Source organism: Pseudomonas sp. FG13 (assembly GCF_057809755.1).
The window spans coordinates 25,163-41,946 of the sequence record NZ_JBMDKO010000015.1; the positions used below are offsets into that span (position 1 = coordinate 25,163).

Genomic DNA, 16,784 nt, shown 5'->3' on the forward strand with positions numbered 1-16,784 from the left:
AGGCCGCGCCTAATTACTCGAACCAGTGGGCTCGGGCGGCCATGATCAACTTGCCGGCACGATCATCGTCAATGCCGTCGATGTCGAGCAGGTCGTCAATAGACTGCTCGGCCAGGTCTTCGCGGGTAATTACGCCGCGCACCGCCAGTTCCATCGCCAAATCCTTGTCCATACCCTCAAGCGAGAGCAGGTCTTCGGCCGGATGGGCGTCTGCCAGCTTTTCCTCAGTAGCGATGGCTTTGGTCAACAAACGATCCTTGGCCCGAGCGCGAAGCTCGTTGACGATGTCTTCGTCAAAGCCGTCGATGTTGAGCATTTCCTCCACCGGCACGTAGGCAATCTCTTCCAGGCTGGTAAAGCCCTCATCCACCAGTACCTGCGCCAGCTCTTCATCGACTTCGAGCTCTTCGATGAAGTTGCGCAGGATGTCACCGGTTTCAGCTTGCTGTTTGGCCTGGATGTCCGATTCGGTCATCACGTTCAGGGTCCAGCCCGTCAGCTGGCTGGCCAGACGCACGTTCTGACCACCACGACCGATGGCCTGAGCCAGATTGTCTGCGCCAACGGCGATGTCCATGGCATGGGCATCTTCGTCAACGATAATTGCTGCCACTTCTGCTGGCGACATCGCGTTGATCACGAACTGAGCCGGGTTATCGTCCCAGAGAACGATGTCCACACGCTCACCGCCGAGCTCGCCGGATACGGCCTGGACACGCGAACCGCGCATGCCGATGCAGGCACCTTGCGGGTCGATGCGCTTGTCCTTGGAACGGACCGCAATCTTGGCACGCGACCCCGGATCACGGGAGGCAGCCATGACTTCGATCAGGCCTTCGGCGATTTCCGGCACTTCGATGCGGAACAACTCGATCAGCATTTCCGGCGCGGTACGCGACAGAATCAGCTGCGGGCCGCGGTTCTCGGTGCGGATTTCCTTGAGCAGCGCACGCAGTCGCACGCCCACTCGGAAAGTTTCGCGAGAAATGATGTCTTCACGAGCCAACAGCGCCTCGGCGTTGTTGCCCAGGTCGACGATCACGTTGTCGCGGGTAACCTTTTTCACGGTGCCGGAGATGATCTCGCCCAGCTTCTCGCGATAAGCGTCAACGACTTGCGCCCGCTCGGCTTCACGAACCTTCTGCACGATGACCTGCTTGGCCGTCTGTGCAGCGATGCGACCGAACTCGATGGACTCGATCTTCTCTTCTACTACGTCACCTACCTTGGCGCCAGGATGCGTTTCTGCAACCTTGCTCGGCCAGGTTTCGATAGCCGGATCATCCAGGTCGGCTTCCTCGACCACCGTCCAGCGACGGAAAGTTTCATAGGAACCGGTGTGGCGATTGATCTCCACACGCAAATCAACTTCGTCTTCAAACCGCTTCTTGGTAGCAGTGGCCAGAGCCAGCTCCAGCGCTTCAAAAATAACGTTAGCCGGTACGCCCTTTTCATTGGATACCGACTCAACAACCAGCAGTACTTCTTTGCTCATCGTACGCCTCGCCTTTCGCAAGCCATTGGATCCGCGGGATCCGCAGTATCTGGCACGTATCAGTCAAAACTGGGAATAATGTTGGCCTTGTCGATCATATCGATCGGCAACAGGAACTCATGGTCATCTACCTGCACCACGACGTCCTGCTCTTCTACACCGCGCAGAAGGCCTTGAAAGTTGCGTCGACCCTCGAAGGGCGAACGCAGCTTGATCTTCACTTGTTCACCGGCAAACGAAGCAAACTGTTCAAGGCTGAACAGTGGGCGTTCCATGCCGGGCGAGGAAACCTCAAGGGTGTATTCGGTGCTGATTGGATCTTCAACATCCAGCACACCGCTGATCTGACGGCTGACGATGGCGCAATCATCCACCAACACACCGCCTTCCTTATCGATATAAACGCGCAACAGTGAGTGGCGACCTTGAGCCGAAAACTCAATACCCCAGCATTCATAGCCAAGGGCCACGACCACCGGGGCCAACAAGGCCTGCAACTGTTCTAGCTTGCTCGACACCTGAACCCCCTCGTGCATGTTTGTGCATGCTGTGCAAATAAAAAAAAATGGGCGAATCGCCCATCCCTGAAACGCCGTTGAACAGCGGCGTTATAAAGTGTCCAGCTAACAAAAAGCCCCTTGGAAGGGGCCCTAAAACTGGTTGCGGGAGCCGGATTTGAACCGACGACCTTCGGGTTATGAGCCCGACGAGCTACCAGGCTGCTCCATCCCGCGACAAAGCTGGGGCGGAAGTATACGACCGATCCTCTACAGGGTCAATGTAACCCTTCCACCTACAAGAAAGCCCGCTATTGCGGGCTTTCCTGATTCAATTGGTACCGAGAAGGGGACTCGAACCCCTACACCCTATGGGCACAACCACCTCAAGGTTGCGTGTCTACCAATTCCACCACCTCGGCAAATACAGCGTTTGAAACCTTCTTACTTCTGCTCTTGAGCTGGAGGTACGTCAGTCGCCGGGTTGGCCGACTTTTGCTCTTGAAGCACCGGGACATCATCAGAAGCCGGTTTTTGCTTTGGCGCTTCCAACACCGCTGGGCTTGGCAAACCTACTTGAGTCAGCTCATGAGCTTTCTCTTTAGCAAAGTAACCTAACCCTAAGCTGGTCATGAAGAAACCGGCGGCAAGTATAGCAGTAAACTTACTAAGAAAGGTAGAGGAACCTTGGCTTCCGAACACAGTATTTGAAGCACCTGCACCGAAAGACGCACCAGCATCCGCACCTTTACCCTGCTGCAGCAATACCAGAGCAACTACGCCCAATGCACCCAGCAGATGAAAAACGACTACGACTGTTTCCAGCATTTTTTCAGTTTCCCGCGGCGCGACAGATCGCACCGAACTCATCTGCATTCAGGGAAGCTCCACCAATGAGCCCCCCATCGATATCCGGCATGCCGAACAGTTCGACCGCATTGGCCGCCTTCACGCTGCCGCCGTATAGAAGCCGCACACCTCGTGCCACTTCAGAATTCTCTGCCGCCAACTGGGCGCGAATGGCGGCGTGCACATCCTGCGCTTGTTGCGGCGAAGCAGTCAGCCCGGTACCAATGGCCCAGACCGGCTCGTAAGCAATGACTGCCTTTGCAAAAGCACCGACACCCAGATCCTCGATGATGCTGCCCAGCTGACGCCCGACAACTTCAAGGGTCTTCCCGGCTTCACGCTGCTCGAGGGTTTCCCCTACACACAGCACCGGAGTCAGACCGCAGGCCTGAGCCGCTGCAAACTTGCGAATCAGGGCCTTGTCCTGCTCACCCATGATCAGGCGACGCTCGGAGTGCCCGACAAGAACCAGGGAACAACCTGCATCCACCAGCTGACTTGGCGCAATTTCACCGGTCAGCGCACCTTGCATGGATTCCACCGCAGAATTCTGCGCGCCGATCGAAATCGACTTGCCCTTCAAGCCATCAATCACTTGATTGATATACAAGCAAGGCGGGAATACCGCGACATCAACACCGCTTGGCAAGGCCAGATGACGAAGGCCATTGATCAGCTCAGCGACGCTGGCGCGGGTACCGTGCATCTTCCAGTTACCAGCTACCATAGGGCGACGCATGCTGTACCTCGTCGGTCAAAGTGGGCGCAGATGTTACCCAACCGTTTCATGACTGGCAAGCCGAATTCAGGCAGAAACTTCAGTAACGAGCTTTGCCAGTTCTTCGGCATAACCGCGAACCTGTGCTTCGTCCTCGCCTTCGACCATGACGCGCACCAACGGCTCCGTGCCAGACTTGCGCAGCAGCACGCGTCCACGCCCCGCCATCGCCTGTGTCACACGCTCGCTGGCCTGCTGGACCGTGGCATGCTCGATGGGATTCGTCCCACCGCCGAAACGCACGTTGATCAATACCTGCGGACATTTGCGCAATGCCTGGCGTGACTGCGCAAGGCTCTCGTTACGTGCCTTGAGCGCCATCAGCACCTGCAAAGCGGCAATGATCGCATCACCGGTGGTGGTGTGATCGAAGCAAACGATGTGACCGGAGTTCTCGCCCCCGACGACCCAGTTGCGCTCCAGCAGCTCCGAGATGACATAGCGGTCACCCACGTTGGCCCGCACGAATGGAATATCCAGATCCGCAAACGCCAGCTCGAGCCCCAGGTTGCTCATCAGCGTGCCGACCACCCCGCCCTGCAGCTTGTCGCGCTCATGCAGATCGCGCGCGATGATGAACAGCAGTTCATCTCCGTCGACAACAGTACCGGTGTGATCCACCATCAGGACACGATCGCCGTCGCCATCGAAGGCGATCCCGAGATCGGCCTGCTCGGCCAGGACCGCGGCCTGCAATGCGTCGGTATGAGTGGAACCACAGTTGTGGTTGATGTTCAGCCCGTTAGGCTGGGCGGACAGCACCACCACCTCGGCACCCAACTCGCGAAATACACTCGGCGCGACTTTATAGGTCGCACCGTGGGCGCAATCGACGACGACTTTCAGCCCCTCGAAGCTGGTGCCGGTCGGCACGCTGCCCTTGCAGAACTCGATATAACGACCCGATGCATCATTGATCCGCGACACTTTGCCGATCTTGCTCGACTCGACCACCGTCATCGGCGTATCCAGCAGCTCTTCGATCATCAGCTCGACTTCATCTGGCAATTTGGTGCCCTTGCCAGAGAAAAACTTGATGCCGTTGTCATCATGGGGGTTATGGGAAGCGCTGATCACGATACCCGCCTGGGCATGGAACGTGCGCGTCAGATAGGCAATGGCAGGAGTCGGCATCGGCCCCAGCAACATCACGTCAGCACCCGCCGAAGTCAGGCCGGCTTCGAGAGCCGACTCGAACATGTAACCGGAAATTCGCGTGTCCTTGCCGACCAACACCTTGCAGGCGCCCATCTTGCGGAACGCCATGCCGGCAGCCCAACCGAGCTTGAGCATGAAATCAGGGGTAATAGGGTATTCGCCGACCCGACCACGGATACCGTCGGTGCCAAAATATTTCTTGCTCATAAGTGCTCCGTCATTCTTATTCGGCTGAATCCACTGCTGCGATCATCCGCACAACATCCATCGTTTCGGTCACATCGTGCACGCGCAATATGCGCGCGCCTTTGGTAATGGCCAGCGCCGCGAGAGCGAGGCCGCCATACAATCGCTCACCCACCGGACGCCCCAAGGCATTGCCTATCATGCTTTTTCGCGAGACCCCGACCAACAGCGGTCGCCCCAGGGCATGCAAGGCTTCCATATGCTTGAACAGGCTCAGATTATGCTCCAGGGTCTTGGCAAAGCCGAAACCGGGATCCAGCACCACCCGCTCGGCAGGAATACCCGCCAGCGCACACTGATTCATGCGCTCGACCAGAAATTCGCCAACCTCCCGGGTCACATCGCCGTAGTGCGGGTCGTTCTGCATGGTTCCCGGCTCACCGAGCATATGCATCAGGCACACCGGCAATCCGGTAGCCGCCGCGGCATCCAGGGCACCATCTCGCTGCAGGGAGCGGACATCGTTGATCAACCCCGCTCCCAACCGAGCCGTCTCGCGCATGACCGCTGGCGTGGACGTATCGACCGAGATTATGACATCCAGTTCACGGTGTATGCGCTCTACAACCGGCGCCACCCGCTCCAGCTCCTCGACAGGCGAAACAGCCCGCGCGCCCGGCCGGGTCGACTCGCCACCGACATCGATCAGCGTCGCACCGGCAGCCACCATGGACTCGGCATGCCGCAGCGCAGCATCGAGCTGACCAAACCGGCCGCCGTCGGAAAAGGAGTCGGGAGTGACATTGAGAATGCCCATGACATGCACACGGGCCAAATCAAGAACCCGGTTGCCACAAGGCAACCGGGTCGAGGACTGAACAGAAGTCATTTCAAGCCTTAGACATCAGCAGCGGGACCGCCGATCGGTGTTTCCGGGCGCTCGCCCTGTACCGCCGGAGGCGTACCAGGCGTACCCGTACCACCCGTCCAATCCCGCGGCTCGCGAGGCGGACGCCCCGCCATGATGTCATCGATCTGTTCGGCATCGATGGTTTCATACTTCATCAAGGCATCAGCCATGGCATCAAGCTTGTCACGGTTGTCCGTGAGGATCTGCTTCGCGGTGCCATAGCACTGGTCGATGATGCTGCGCACTTCGGAATCGATCAGCTTGGCGGTCTCACCGGAGAAACTTGCATGCTGGCCGCTACCGCCGCGACCGAGGAATACTTCACCCTCTTCTTCGGCATACATCAGCGGACCGAGCTTCTCGGAAAGGCCCCACTTGGTCACCATGTTCCGTGCGATCTGGCTGGCACGCATGATGTCGTTCGATGCACCAGTGGTTACACCGTCGAAGCCCAATGTCATCTCTTCGGCGATACGGCCACCGTAGAGCGAACAGATCTGGCTGATCAGCGCCCGCTTGGACAAGCTGTAGCGGTCTTCTTCCGGCAGGAACATGGTCACACCCAGCGCACGACCGCGCGGGATGATCGAAACCTTGTAGACGGGATCATGCTCAGGCACGACGCGACCGACGATGGCGTGACCCGCCTCGTGGTAAGCCGTGTTCTGCTTTTCTTTCTCCGACATGACCATGGATTTGCGCTCGGCGCCCATCATGATCTTGTCTTTAGCCAGTTCGAACTCTTTCATCTCCACGACGCGCTTACCGGCGCGAGCGGCGAACAGCGATGCTTCGTTGACCAGGTTGGCCAGGTCGGCGCCGGAGAAGCCCGGCGTGCCGCGAGCGATAACAGCCGCAACCACATCGTCGCCCATCGGCACTTTACGCATGTGGACCTTGAGAATCTGTTCACGACCGCGGATATCCGGCAGCCCCACCACGACCTGGCGGTCGAAGCGGCCCGGACGCAGCAGCGCGGGGTCGAGCACGTCCGGACGGTTGGTGGCAGCAATGACGATGATGCCGTCATTCATTTCGAAACCGTCCATCTCCACCAGCAACTGGTTGAGGGTCTGCTCACGTTCGTCGTGACCGCCGCCCATGCCCGCGCCACGATGGCGACCAACGGCGTCGATCTCGTCGATGAAGATGATGCATGGTGCGTGCTTCTTGGCCTGTTCGAACATGTCACGAACACGGCTGGCACCCACGCCAACGAACATTTCAACGAAGTCGGAACCGGAAATGGTGAAGAACGGTACCTTGGCTTCGCCGGCGATGGCCTTGGCCAGCAAGGTTTTACCGGTACCCGGCGGGCCGACCATCAGTACGCCACGAGGGATACGACCGCCCAGGCGCTGGAACTTACCCGGATCGCGCAGGAATTCGACCAGCTCGCCCACTTCTTCCTTGGCTTCGTCACAACCTGCGACGTCGGCCAGGGTGGTTTTCACCTGATCTTCGGAAAGCAGCCTTGCCTTGCTCTTGCCGAAACTCATCGGGCCGCCTTTGCCGCCGGCACCGCCCTGCATCTGGCGCATGAAGAACATGAACACCGCGATGATCACCAGGATCGGGAAGCTGGCCACGAGCAGTTGGGTCCAGATGCTTTGTTGTTCAGGCTGCTTGCCTTCGACTACGACATGGTTGTCCACCAGGTCGCCGATCAGGCCATTGTCCTGGATGGCCGGACGAATGGTCTTGAAGTTGTCGCCATCGGTACGCTTGCCGGTGATGACATAGCCATCGACGGCAACGCGCTCGACCTTGCCATCCTTGACCTGCTGAATGAAGTCGGAATAGTTGAGGGTCTGTGGCTCGTTAGGGCTGGAGAAGTTGTTCATCACGGTCACAAGGACAGCGGCGATGATCAACCACAGGATCAGATTCTTTGCCATATCGTTCAATTAACTACCCTCTGAAGCTGGCTCCGCTATCGGCGCGAGCTTCGCATGATATTCACCGGCCTAACTTACTACATTACCTACGACTCTGGCAGGCGCCGTCTGTAACCCTTTGTGAAACCTGGCCGCGCCATTGTCATTACGCGGCGTTTGCAAGGCGAAACAAAAAAACTATCGAGGTCTTTCAAAGACGCTCATCACTGCCCGATCCTTCCCCTCCGCGAAAGCCGCGCGCCAACAGATACTGCTCGCGGGAGCGGTCACGGGACGACAAAGGTTTGCGCATCTGCACCTTGTCGAACAGCTTGCGGATGCCCTTGTGGTATTCGTCGAAGCCTTCCCCCTGGAAGACCTTGATCAGGAAATCACCGCCTGGACGCAGAACCCGCCCAGCAAGATCCAGGGCCAGTTCGCTGAGAAACATTGCACGAGGCATGTCGACAGCCGCTAATCCACTCATATTGGGGGCCATATCGGAAATCACAAGGTCAACCTGTGTATTTCCGACGGCCTCCAGAATTTTTGCCAGGACGGCGTCTTCCGTGAAATCGCCCTGGATGAAGGTCACATCGGGGATGCTGTCCATTTCCAGGATGTCGGAAGCGATCAATCGCCCTTGACCACCGATCAGACGACTGGTCACCTGGGACCACCCGCCCGGCGCGGCGCCGAGGTCGATCACGGTCATGCCCGGACGGATCAATCGATCCTTTTCCTGGATCTCCAGCAATTTATAGCTGGCACGAGAACGATAGCCGTCCTTCTGCGCCATCTTGACGTATGGATCGTTGAAATGCTCTTTGAGCCAGTTCAGGCTAGTCTTGGAACGGGCCACAGGCCACCTCTACATAAAACGGGTCGTGATTAAGTGGGCGGTCCCGGACTCGCTCGGGTAAACTGGCCGCCGCTTTTTTACAAGATCAGACGCAGGGGTCAGATTATGCCGCTCACTCAAGAGCAGAAGAAACAATACAAATCCATTGGCCACCACCTGAAACCGGTTCTGATTGTGGCGGACAACGGCTTGACTGAAGGTGTACTGGCCGAGCTGGAGCGCGCATTGAGCGATCACGAGCTGATCAAGATCAAGCTCAACATCCTCGACCGCGAAGCCCGTCTGGCTGCCATTGCAGAACTGTGCAAGACCGGCAAGGCGGACCTGGTACAGGTCATCGGTAAGATGGCATTGCTTTATCGCAAGAATTTCAGCGTCAACAAGCAACTGTCGAACGTACACCGCTTCAAGTAATGCCAAAGGGTCAAGGGTGCGCTTCGCGCACCCTGCCACTCCATCCAGGCACTGGCTGCAACACCAGCACCAACCCGGAAAGCCCCAGCACCACGTAGCTGAACACTCGCCATTGGCTCGCATCCGGCCAGCCGAGACTCACCGCCAGAAACATCCCACAGGCGTACAACGACATGAGCAGCAATTGCCCACGAATGTCGCGCCATAGGCTGGCACGGCCCTCGGCCTGAACCAGCACCAACGCCTGGAATATCACACAGACCGCTGAAAACGCCACCATCAGCGCCGTCAGCATGTCTACAATTTCATCGATCAGCAGCGGTGCCAGGCCGATTCGCCCCAGCACCGGCAGCAGGCCGATATGCAGCAGCCAAAGGCCACCGACCCAGAGCATCTGGGCAAGTTGCCAGAGCATGGCACCCGCACGCAGCGGGCGCCTTCGTTCAGATGTGGCGGACTTCGACAATCTCATACTCGATGACGCCACCGGGCGTTTTCACTGCCACCACATCGCCCTCTTCCTTGGCAATCAAGGCACGAGCAATCGGTGAACCGACGGAAATCTTGCCCAGCTTGATGTCTGCTTCATCCTCACCCACGATCTGGTAAGTGACGCTTTCATCCGTCTCGACGTTGGCGATTTCCACGGTGGTGCCGAAGATCACCTTGCCGGTGTGGGGGATGGTGGTGACGTCAATGATCACTGCGTTCTGCATGCGACCTTCAATGTCACGCACCCGCGCCTCGACCATGCCCTGCTCTTCGCGAGCGGCATGGTATTCGGCGTTTTCCTTGAGATCGCCCAGTTCACGCGCTTCACCAATGGCCTGGCTCAAGCGCGGGCGCTCGACCTTGGTCAGGAAAGCGTGCTCTTCTTCCAGGGCCTTCGCGCCCTGAACAGTCATCGGGTACTTGGTTATGCTCATGCCTTCAATCCTGCATGTAGATCCTGCAAGCGACGGACGGTCTTCTCGGGACCGAACTTGAGCGCTTCGCAGATCGCTTCGCCCGCAGCAATGGTGGTGGTGCAATAGATCTTGTGCTGCAGCGCATTGCGACGAATGGAGTAGGAGTCGGCGATCGACTGACGCCCCTCAGTGGTGTTGATGATCAGCGTGACTTCGTCATTCTTGATCATATCGACCACATGCGGACGCCCTTCGGTCACCTTGTTCACGCGGCGCACTTTCAGGCCCGCCGCCTCGATCAGCCTGGCGGTACCGGCAGTGGCGACCACTTCGAAGCCCAAGTTGATCAGATCACGGGCCACGCCTGCAACCAGTGGCTTGTCGTCATCACGCACGCTGATGAACGCCGTGCCGCCTGTCGGCAGGACTTCACTGGCGCCCATCTGGGCCTTGGCGAATGCTTCGCCAAAGGTATCGCCAACACCCATCACTTCACCGGTGGATTTCATCTCCGGGCCGAGGATCGGGTCGACACCAGGGAACTTGGCGAACGGGAACACCGCCTCTTTCACGCTGTAGAAGTTCGGAATGATCTCCTTGGTGAAGTTCAGCTCCGCCAGGGTCTTACCGGCCATGACGCGGGCAGCGATCATTGCCAGGGAAACACCGATGCACTTGGAGACGAACGGCACGGTCCGGGAAGCGCGCGGGTTCACTTCGATGACGTAGATGTCTTCGCCCTGAAGCGCCAGTTGCACGTTCATCAGGCCGACCACACCCAGTTCCAGGGCCATTTTCTTGACCTGCTCACGCATCTCGTCCTGGATGTGCGCCGGCAGCGAGTAAGGCGGCAGCGAGCACGCGGAGTCACCGGAGTGAACACCGGCCTGCTCAATGTGCTGCATGATCGCGCCGATCACCACGTCCTTGCCGTCGCAGACCGCATCCACGTCCATCTCGATGGCGCAGTTGAGGAAGTGATCCAGCAGCACCGGGCTGTCGTTGGACACCTGGACCGCTTCACGCAGGTAGCGCTTGAGTTCTTCTTCCTGGTAAACGATTTCCATCGCACGACCGCCCAGTACATAGGACGGGCGCACCACCAGCGGATAACCGATCTTGGCGGCGGCACGAATCGCTTCGTCTTCGCTGCGCACAGTGGCGTTTGGCGGCTGACGCAGGTTCAGGCGCTCGACCATCTGCTGGAAACGCTCACGGTCTTCGGCGCGGTCGATGGCATCCGGGCTGGTACCGATGATCGGTACGCCAGCGGCTTCCAGGGCGCGAGCCAATTTCAATGGGGTCTGGCCGCCGTACTGGACGATCACGCCTTTCGGCTTCTCGACACGGACGATTTCCAGCACGTCTTCCAGGGTCACTGGCTCGAAGTACAGACGGTCGGAGGTGTCGTAGTCGGTGGAGACGGTTTCCGGGTTGCAGTTGACCATGATGGTCTCGTACCCGTCGTCGCGCAGGGCCAGTGCGGCGTGTACGCAGCAATAGTCGAACTCGATGCCCTGGCCGATGCGGTTAGGACCGCCGCCCAGGATCATGATCTTGTCGCGCGTCGATGGCGCGGCTTCGCACTCTTCCTCGTACGTGGAGTACAGGTAGGCGGTGTCGGTGGCGAACTCGGCCGCGCAGGTGTCGACGCGCTTGTAGACCGGGAACACTTCCAGCTTGTGACGATGAGCGCGCAGGCTCTTCTCGGTCACACCCAGCAATTTGGCCAGGCGCTGGTCCGAGAAGCCCTTGCGCTTGAGGCGGAACATCATGTCGCGGTCGATGCTGGACATGCCCAGGGTCTTGACCTTCTCCTCTTCCTTGATCAGATCTTCGATCTGAACCAGGAACCAAGGATCGATCATGTTCATGCCGAAGATCTGCTCCACGGTCATGCCGGCACGGAAGGCATCAGCCACGTACCAGATACGCTCGGCGCCCGGCACGGTCAGCTCGCGCTTGAGCTCGCTCATGCTTTCCGGGTTGCTCAGGTCCAGCTTCGGATCGAGGCCGCAGACACCCACTTCCAGGCCGCGAAGGGCTTTCTGCAGGGATTCCTGGAAGGTCCGGCCGATGGCCATGACTTCACCGACCGACTTCATCTGGGTGGTCAGGCGGGCGTCGGCCTTGGCGAATTTTTCGAAGGCAAAGCGTGGCAGCTTGGTGACGACGTAGTCGATGGACGGTTCGAAGGACGCCGGAGTCTTGCCGCCGGTGATGTCGTTCGACAGCTCGTCCAGGGTATAACCCACGGCCAGCTTGGCGGCGACCTTGGCAATCGGGAAACCGGTGGCTTTCGAAGCCAGGGCCGACGAACGGGAAACCCGCGGGTTCATCTCGATGACCACCATGCGGCCAGTATCCGGGCAGATGCCGAACTGGACGTTGGAGCCGCCGGTTTCCACGCCGATCTCACGCAATACCGCCAGGGAGGCGTTACGCAGGATCTGGTATTCCTTGTCGGTCAGGGTCTGGGCCGGCGCGACGGTGATCGAGTCACCAGTGTGCACGCCCATCGGGTCGAAGTTTTCGATGGAGCAGACGATGATGCAGTTGTCCTTTTTGTCACGGACAACTTCCATTTCGTATTCTTTCCAGCCGATCAGGGATTCGTCGATCAGCAGTTCCTTGGTCGGCGACAGATCCAGACCACGGGCGCAGATTTCTTCGAACTCTTCGCGGTTGTAGGCGATGCCACCACCGGTACCGCCCATGGTGAAGGACGGACGAATGATGCACGGGAAGCCCAGCTTTTCGAGGACCGCATTGGCCTCTTCCATGCTGTGGGCGATACCCGAGCGCGGGCATTCCAGGCCGATGGCTTTCATCGCCTTGTCAAAGCGCGAACGATCTTCGGCCTTGTCGATGGTGTCGGCGTTGGCGCCGATCATTTCCACACCGAATTTTTCCAGGACGCCTTCGCGCTCCAGATCCAGGGCGCAGTTCAGCGCCGTCTGGCCGCCCATGGTCGGCAACAGCGCATCAGGACGTTCTTTCTCGATGATCTTGGCAACGGTCTGCCACTTGATCGGCTCGATGTAGGTGGCGTCGGCCATGGCCGGGTCGGTCATGATGGTGGCAGGGTTGGAGTTCACCAGGATGACGCGATAACCCTCTTCGCGCAGGGCCTTGCAGGCCTGGGCGCCGGAGTAGTCGAACTCGCAGGCCTGGCCGATCACGATCGGGCCGGCGCCGAGAATCAGGATGCTTTTTATGTCTGTACGTTTTGGCATGGGTTTGTCACTCAAATCCGCAGGTCTGTCGGCTAGGCCGTCGAACAATCTTTGAAGCGCCCGCGGGGGCCGCCGTACTCGGGGCCGCCCTCGGGCTTCACGCGGTCAGCGTCGCTTGGCCATCTCATTGATGAAGCGATCGAACAGCGGCGCCACATCGTTCGGGCCCGGGCTCGCTTCAGGGTGGCCCTGGAAGCTGAACGCGCTCTTGTCGGTGCGCTCGATGCCTTGCAGCGTACCGTCGAACAGCGACTTATGGATCGCACGCACGTTGGCCGGCAGGGTCGCTTCATCCACAGCAAAGCCGTGGTTCTGGCTGGTAATCATCACCACACCGGTGTCCAGGTCCTGGACCGGGTGGTTGGCACCGTGGTGACCATGACCCATTTTCAGGGTCTTGGCGCCCGACGCCAGGGCCAGCAGTTGGTGACCGAGGCAGATGCCGAATACCGGGATCTCGGTTTCCAGCACATCCTTGATCGCCTGGATCGCGTAGTCGCAAGGCTCAGGGTCACCCGGGCCGTTGGACAGGAACACGCCATCAGGATTGAGGGCCAGTACATCAGCCGCCGGGGTTTGCGCCGGCACCACGGTCACGCGGCAACCGCGCTCGACCAGCATGCGCAGGATGTTCAACTTGACGCCGTAGTCGTAGGCAACCACATGGTACGGCAGCTCGGACGCTTCGATCGTCGGGTGGCTGTCGGTCTTCAGGTTCCAGACCGAGGAACGCCACTCGTACTGCTTCTTGGTGCTGACGACTTTCGCCAGGTCCATGCCCTTGAGACCCGGGAACCCCTGGGCGGCGGCGATGGCAGCTTCTTCGGAGATATTGTCGCCGGCCATGATGCAGCCGTTTTGCGCGCCCTTCTCCCGCAGGATACGGGTCAGGCGACGGGTGTCGATCCCAGCGATCGCCACGACGTTGTTGGCTTTCAGGTAATCGGACAGGGACATCGTATTACGCCAGTTGCTCGCAACCAGTGGCAGGTCACGGATGACCAGGCCGGCAGACCAGACGCGGTCGGACTCGGCATCCTCCGGCGTAGTGCCGGTATTGCCGATGTGCGGGTAAGTCAGGGTAACGATTTGCTGGGCGTAGGAAGGATCGGTAAGAATTTCCTGATAGCCGGTCATTGCGGTGTTAAACACCACCTCACCAACGGTCTGACCGTCGGCTCCAATGGCTTCGCCGCGAAAAATGCTGCCATCAGCAAGGGCGAGTATGGCTGGCTTAGTCAAGAAGACCTCCCGTAAATAAAGCCTGAAAGGGCGATCGCAGGTTGTAAAAAAGCGGAGTGACGTATGGACACGTCACCCCGCTTTTTTCACTGAATTATTCTGCGCGCTTTTAGTGGACACACTAAAGCTGTAGCTTACAGAAAAAGGCTTTTTTGGTCCACCGCTAATGAGCCTTAAAGGCAGGGGAATGCGACAGGGCGTCGCGAAGCGGTGTAAAACGGGGCGCAGTATAACCTGAACCCCGCCTTCATGGGCATCAACGCAGGTCGAGTACGTCCTGCATATCGTACAAACCAGGCTCGCGGCCATCCAGCCACAGCGCGGCTCGGACGGCACCCTTGGCGAACGTCATCCGGCTGGAAGCCTTGTGGGTGATCTCCAGGCGCTCGCCCTCGGTGGCGAACAGCACCGTGTGATCCCCCACCACATCACCACCGCGTACCGTGGCAAAACCAATGGTTTCCCGCTCACGGGCGCCGGTATGCCCCTCGCGCCCGTACACGGCCACGGCCTGCAGGTCGCGCCCCAACGCATCGGCAATCACTTCACCCATGCGCAAGGCGGTTCCCGAAGGCGCGTCGATCTTGTGCCGGTGATGCGCCTCGATGATCTCGATATCAGCGTCATCCCCCAGGACCCGGGCAGTCAGGTCGAGCAACTTCAGCGACAGGTTTACACCGACGCTGAAGTTCGCCGCGAACACGATCGGAATATCCTTGCCTGCATCGGCCAGCAACTGCTTCTGGGCAGCGTCCAACCCAGTGGTACCGATGACCATGGCCTTGCCGTGCTTGCGGCAGATGGCAAGGTTTTTCAGCATCACTTCCGGCAATGTGAAATCGATCAGGACATCGAACTCGTCGAGCACTTTTTCCAGGCCACCGGACATCGGCACACCGATGCGCCCCAGCGACGCCAGCTCACCCGCGTCGGCACCGACCAACGTGCTGTCAGGCCGAACGATGGCAGCCGTCAGGCCGGAGAGCGGCGAGCGCTGCTGCACCGCCTCCACCAACGCCTTGCCCATGCGCCCAGCGGCGCCCATCACAGCTATACGTCGCATGCGACCTCCTTACAGATCGCCGAAGAAGCGCTTCACGCCTTCGAACCAACCGGTGGTTTTCGGAGAGTGGCTGTTGTCGTCCGCCAGCGAACTGCGGAACTCTTCCAGCAATTCGCGCTGGCGTCGGCTCAGGTTGACCGGCGTCTCGACCGCAACGCGGCACATCAGGTCGCCCGCACCGCCACCGCGCACAGGCGCAACGCCCTTGCCACGGATCCGGAACTGCTTGCCGGTCTGCGTGCCCTCGGGGATCTTCAGCTTCACACGACCGTCGAGCGTTGGAATCTCGAGGTCGCCACCCAGCGCGGCATCGACGAAACCGATCGGCACTTCGCAGAACAAGTGCTTGCCGTCACGCTGGAAGATCGAGTGTTCGCGTACATTGATGACTACGTACAGGTCGCCGGTCGGGCCGCCCTGGGCACCCGCCTCGCCTTCGCCGGACAGGCGAATGCGGTCACCGGTATCGACGCCAGCCGGCACTTTCACCGACAGGGTCTTGTATTCCTCGACGCGCCCTTCGCCATGACAGGAATCGCACGGATCGGAAATGATCTTGCCCTGGCCATGGCAACGCGGGCAGGTCTGCTGCACCGAGAAGAAGCCCTGCTGCATGCGAACCTGACCGATACCGCCGCAGGTCGGGCAAGTGACAGGCGAGGAGCCCTTCTTGGCACCCGAACCATCGCACGGCTTGCAATTGACCAGCGTCGGCACGCGGATATTGACGGTCGTACCACGCACCGCCTCTTCCAGGTTCAACTCCAGCGTGTAGCGCAAGTCGCTGCCACGCTGGGCGCCACCACGGGCACCGCCGCGACCGCCACCGAAGAAATCGCTGAACACGTCGCCGAAGATGTCGGAGAAGTTCTGGCCGCCAAAACCGGCACCGCCGCCGCCCATGCTCGGGTCGACACCGGCATGCCCGTATTGGTCGTAAGCCGCGCGCTTGCTGGAATCGGACAGTACTTCGTAAGCCTCGTTGGCTTCCTTGAACATTTCTTCCGACGCTTTATCGCCGGGATTACGGTCCGGGTGGTGCTTCATCGCCAGGCGACGATAGGCCTTTTTCAGATCCGCCTCGCTCGCCCCCCGCTCGACACCCAATACTTCGTAGAAATCACGCTTTGCCATTAGTCTTTGCACTCTTATAGGACGTCCGGCAAAGCTCTCCTGAGCCTCGCCCAACTCGTTGAGCCCCTACAGGCCCGGACCCAACCACGTCGATTCAGCGATCCTGGTCTCAGGCTTTACGAAAAGCAGGAGCTTTCCCGATCACGCCACCAGCACCCGAACGTTGTCGCATGCT

At 59.3% G+C, this 16,784-nt stretch carries 15 protein-coding genes and 2 tRNA genes; 1 reads left to right on the top strand and 16 read right to left on the bottom strand.

Annotation, left to right across the window (positions count from 1 at the left end; all coding sequences use genetic code 11):
* Positions 1–13: 13 nt before the first annotated feature.
* The 10 genes from nusA to rlmE form a co-directional block, all read right to left on the bottom strand.
* Positions 14–1,495 carry a transcription termination factor NusA gene (gene nusA / locus ACODTO_RS14340; protein WP_024779944.1) on the bottom strand — a complete coding sequence of 494 codons (1,482 nt, stop codon included), beginning with the start codon at positions 1,493–1,495 and terminating at the stop codon, positions 14–16.
* A 59-nt stretch (positions 1,496–1,554) separates the two neighbouring features.
* Positions 1,555–2,013 (bottom strand): ribosome maturation factor RimP, encoded by a 459-nt coding sequence (rimP, locus tag ACODTO_RS14345; protein WP_024779945.1) that lies wholly within the window; start codon positions 2,011–2,013, stop codon positions 1,555–1,557.
* Positions 2,014–2,152: 139 nt separating this feature from the next.
* Positions 2,153–2,229, bottom strand: a tRNA-Met gene (locus tag ACODTO_RS14350).
* Between the two features lie 99 nt (positions 2,230–2,328).
* Positions 2,329–2,414: transfer RNA gene (locus ACODTO_RS14355), tRNA-Leu, on the bottom strand.
* Positions 2,415–2,436: 22 nt separating this feature from the next.
* On the bottom strand, positions 2,437–2,820 hold the full coding sequence (gene secG / locus ACODTO_RS14360) for a preprotein translocase subunit SecG (protein ID WP_024779946.1): 384 nt from the start codon (positions 2,818–2,820) through the stop codon (positions 2,437–2,439).
* 4 nt (positions 2,821–2,824) lie between these two features.
* Positions 2,825–3,580 (bottom strand): triose-phosphate isomerase, encoded by a 756-nt coding sequence (gene tpiA / locus ACODTO_RS14365; protein ID WP_139648202.1) that lies wholly within the window; start codon positions 3,578–3,580, stop codon positions 2,825–2,827.
* 66 nt (positions 3,581–3,646) lie between these two features.
* The gene (gene glmM / locus ACODTO_RS14370; protein WP_489106610.1) at positions 3,647–4,984 is read right to left on the bottom strand and encodes a phosphoglucosamine mutase; all 1,338 of its coding nucleotides are present in this window, start codon (positions 4,982–4,984) and stop codon (positions 3,647–3,649) included.
* A 16-nt stretch (positions 4,985–5,000) separates the two neighbouring features.
* Entirely contained in the window at positions 5,001–5,852 is an 852-nt protein-coding gene (gene folP / locus ACODTO_RS14375) for a dihydropteroate synthase (protein WP_175385920.1), read from the bottom strand.
* Between the two features lie 8 nt (positions 5,853–5,860).
* Complete coding sequence (gene ftsH / locus ACODTO_RS14380) at positions 5,861–7,771, bottom strand: ATP-dependent zinc metalloprotease FtsH (RefSeq protein WP_139648196.1); 1,911 nt, start codon at positions 7,769–7,771, stop codon at positions 5,861–5,863.
* 190 nt (positions 7,772–7,961) lie between these two features.
* A complete protein-coding gene (gene rlmE, locus ACODTO_RS14385; RefSeq protein ID WP_041024996.1) occupies positions 7,962–8,612 on the bottom strand; it encodes a 23S rRNA (uridine(2552)-2'-O)-methyltransferase RlmE in 651 nt (216 codons plus the stop codon).
* A gap of 105 nt (positions 8,613–8,717) precedes the next feature.
* Here rlmE and ACODTO_RS14390 point away from each other — a divergent pair, with 105 nt between their 5' ends.
* The gene (locus tag ACODTO_RS14390) at positions 8,718–9,026 is read left to right on the top strand and encodes a YhbY family RNA-binding protein (protein WP_024779952.1); all 309 of its coding nucleotides are present in this window, start codon (positions 8,718–8,720) and stop codon (positions 9,024–9,026) included.
* 10 nt (positions 9,027–9,036) lie between these two features.
* Here the strand turns inward: ACODTO_RS14390 and ACODTO_RS14395 are convergent, their stop codons facing one another.
* The 6 genes from ACODTO_RS14395 to dnaJ form a co-directional block, all read right to left on the bottom strand.
* The gene (locus ACODTO_RS14395) at positions 9,037–9,441 is read right to left on the bottom strand and encodes a hypothetical protein (protein ID WP_041024998.1); all 405 of its coding nucleotides are present in this window, start codon (positions 9,439–9,441) and stop codon (positions 9,037–9,039) included.
* A 28-nt stretch (positions 9,442–9,469) separates the two neighbouring features.
* Positions 9,470–9,946: a transcription elongation factor GreA gene (greA, locus tag ACODTO_RS14400; protein ID WP_030139783.1), complete on the bottom strand. Its 477-nt coding sequence runs from the start codon at positions 9,944–9,946 to the stop codon at positions 9,470–9,472.
* A gap of 2 nt (positions 9,947–9,948) precedes the next feature.
* Complete coding sequence (gene carB / locus ACODTO_RS14405; RefSeq protein WP_041024999.1) at positions 9,949–13,170, bottom strand: carbamoyl-phosphate synthase large subunit; 3,222 nt, start codon at positions 13,168–13,170, stop codon at positions 9,949–9,951.
* Positions 13,171–13,275: 105 nt separating this feature from the next.
* Complete coding sequence (gene carA / locus ACODTO_RS14410; RefSeq protein ID WP_053152119.1) at positions 13,276–14,412, bottom strand: glutamine-hydrolyzing carbamoyl-phosphate synthase small subunit; 1,137 nt, start codon at positions 14,410–14,412, stop codon at positions 13,276–13,278.
* 256 nt (positions 14,413–14,668) lie between these two features.
* Positions 14,669–15,475 carry a 4-hydroxy-tetrahydrodipicolinate reductase gene (gene dapB, locus ACODTO_RS14415; RefSeq protein ID WP_139648195.1) on the bottom strand — a complete coding sequence of 269 codons (807 nt, stop codon included), beginning with the start codon at positions 15,473–15,475 and terminating at the stop codon, positions 14,669–14,671.
* Positions 15,476–15,484: 9 nt separating this feature from the next.
* A complete protein-coding gene (gene dnaJ, locus ACODTO_RS14420) occupies positions 15,485–16,609 on the bottom strand; it encodes a molecular chaperone DnaJ (RefSeq protein ID WP_489106611.1) in 1,125 nt (374 codons plus the stop codon).
* Positions 16,610–16,784: the final 175 nt, after the last annotated feature.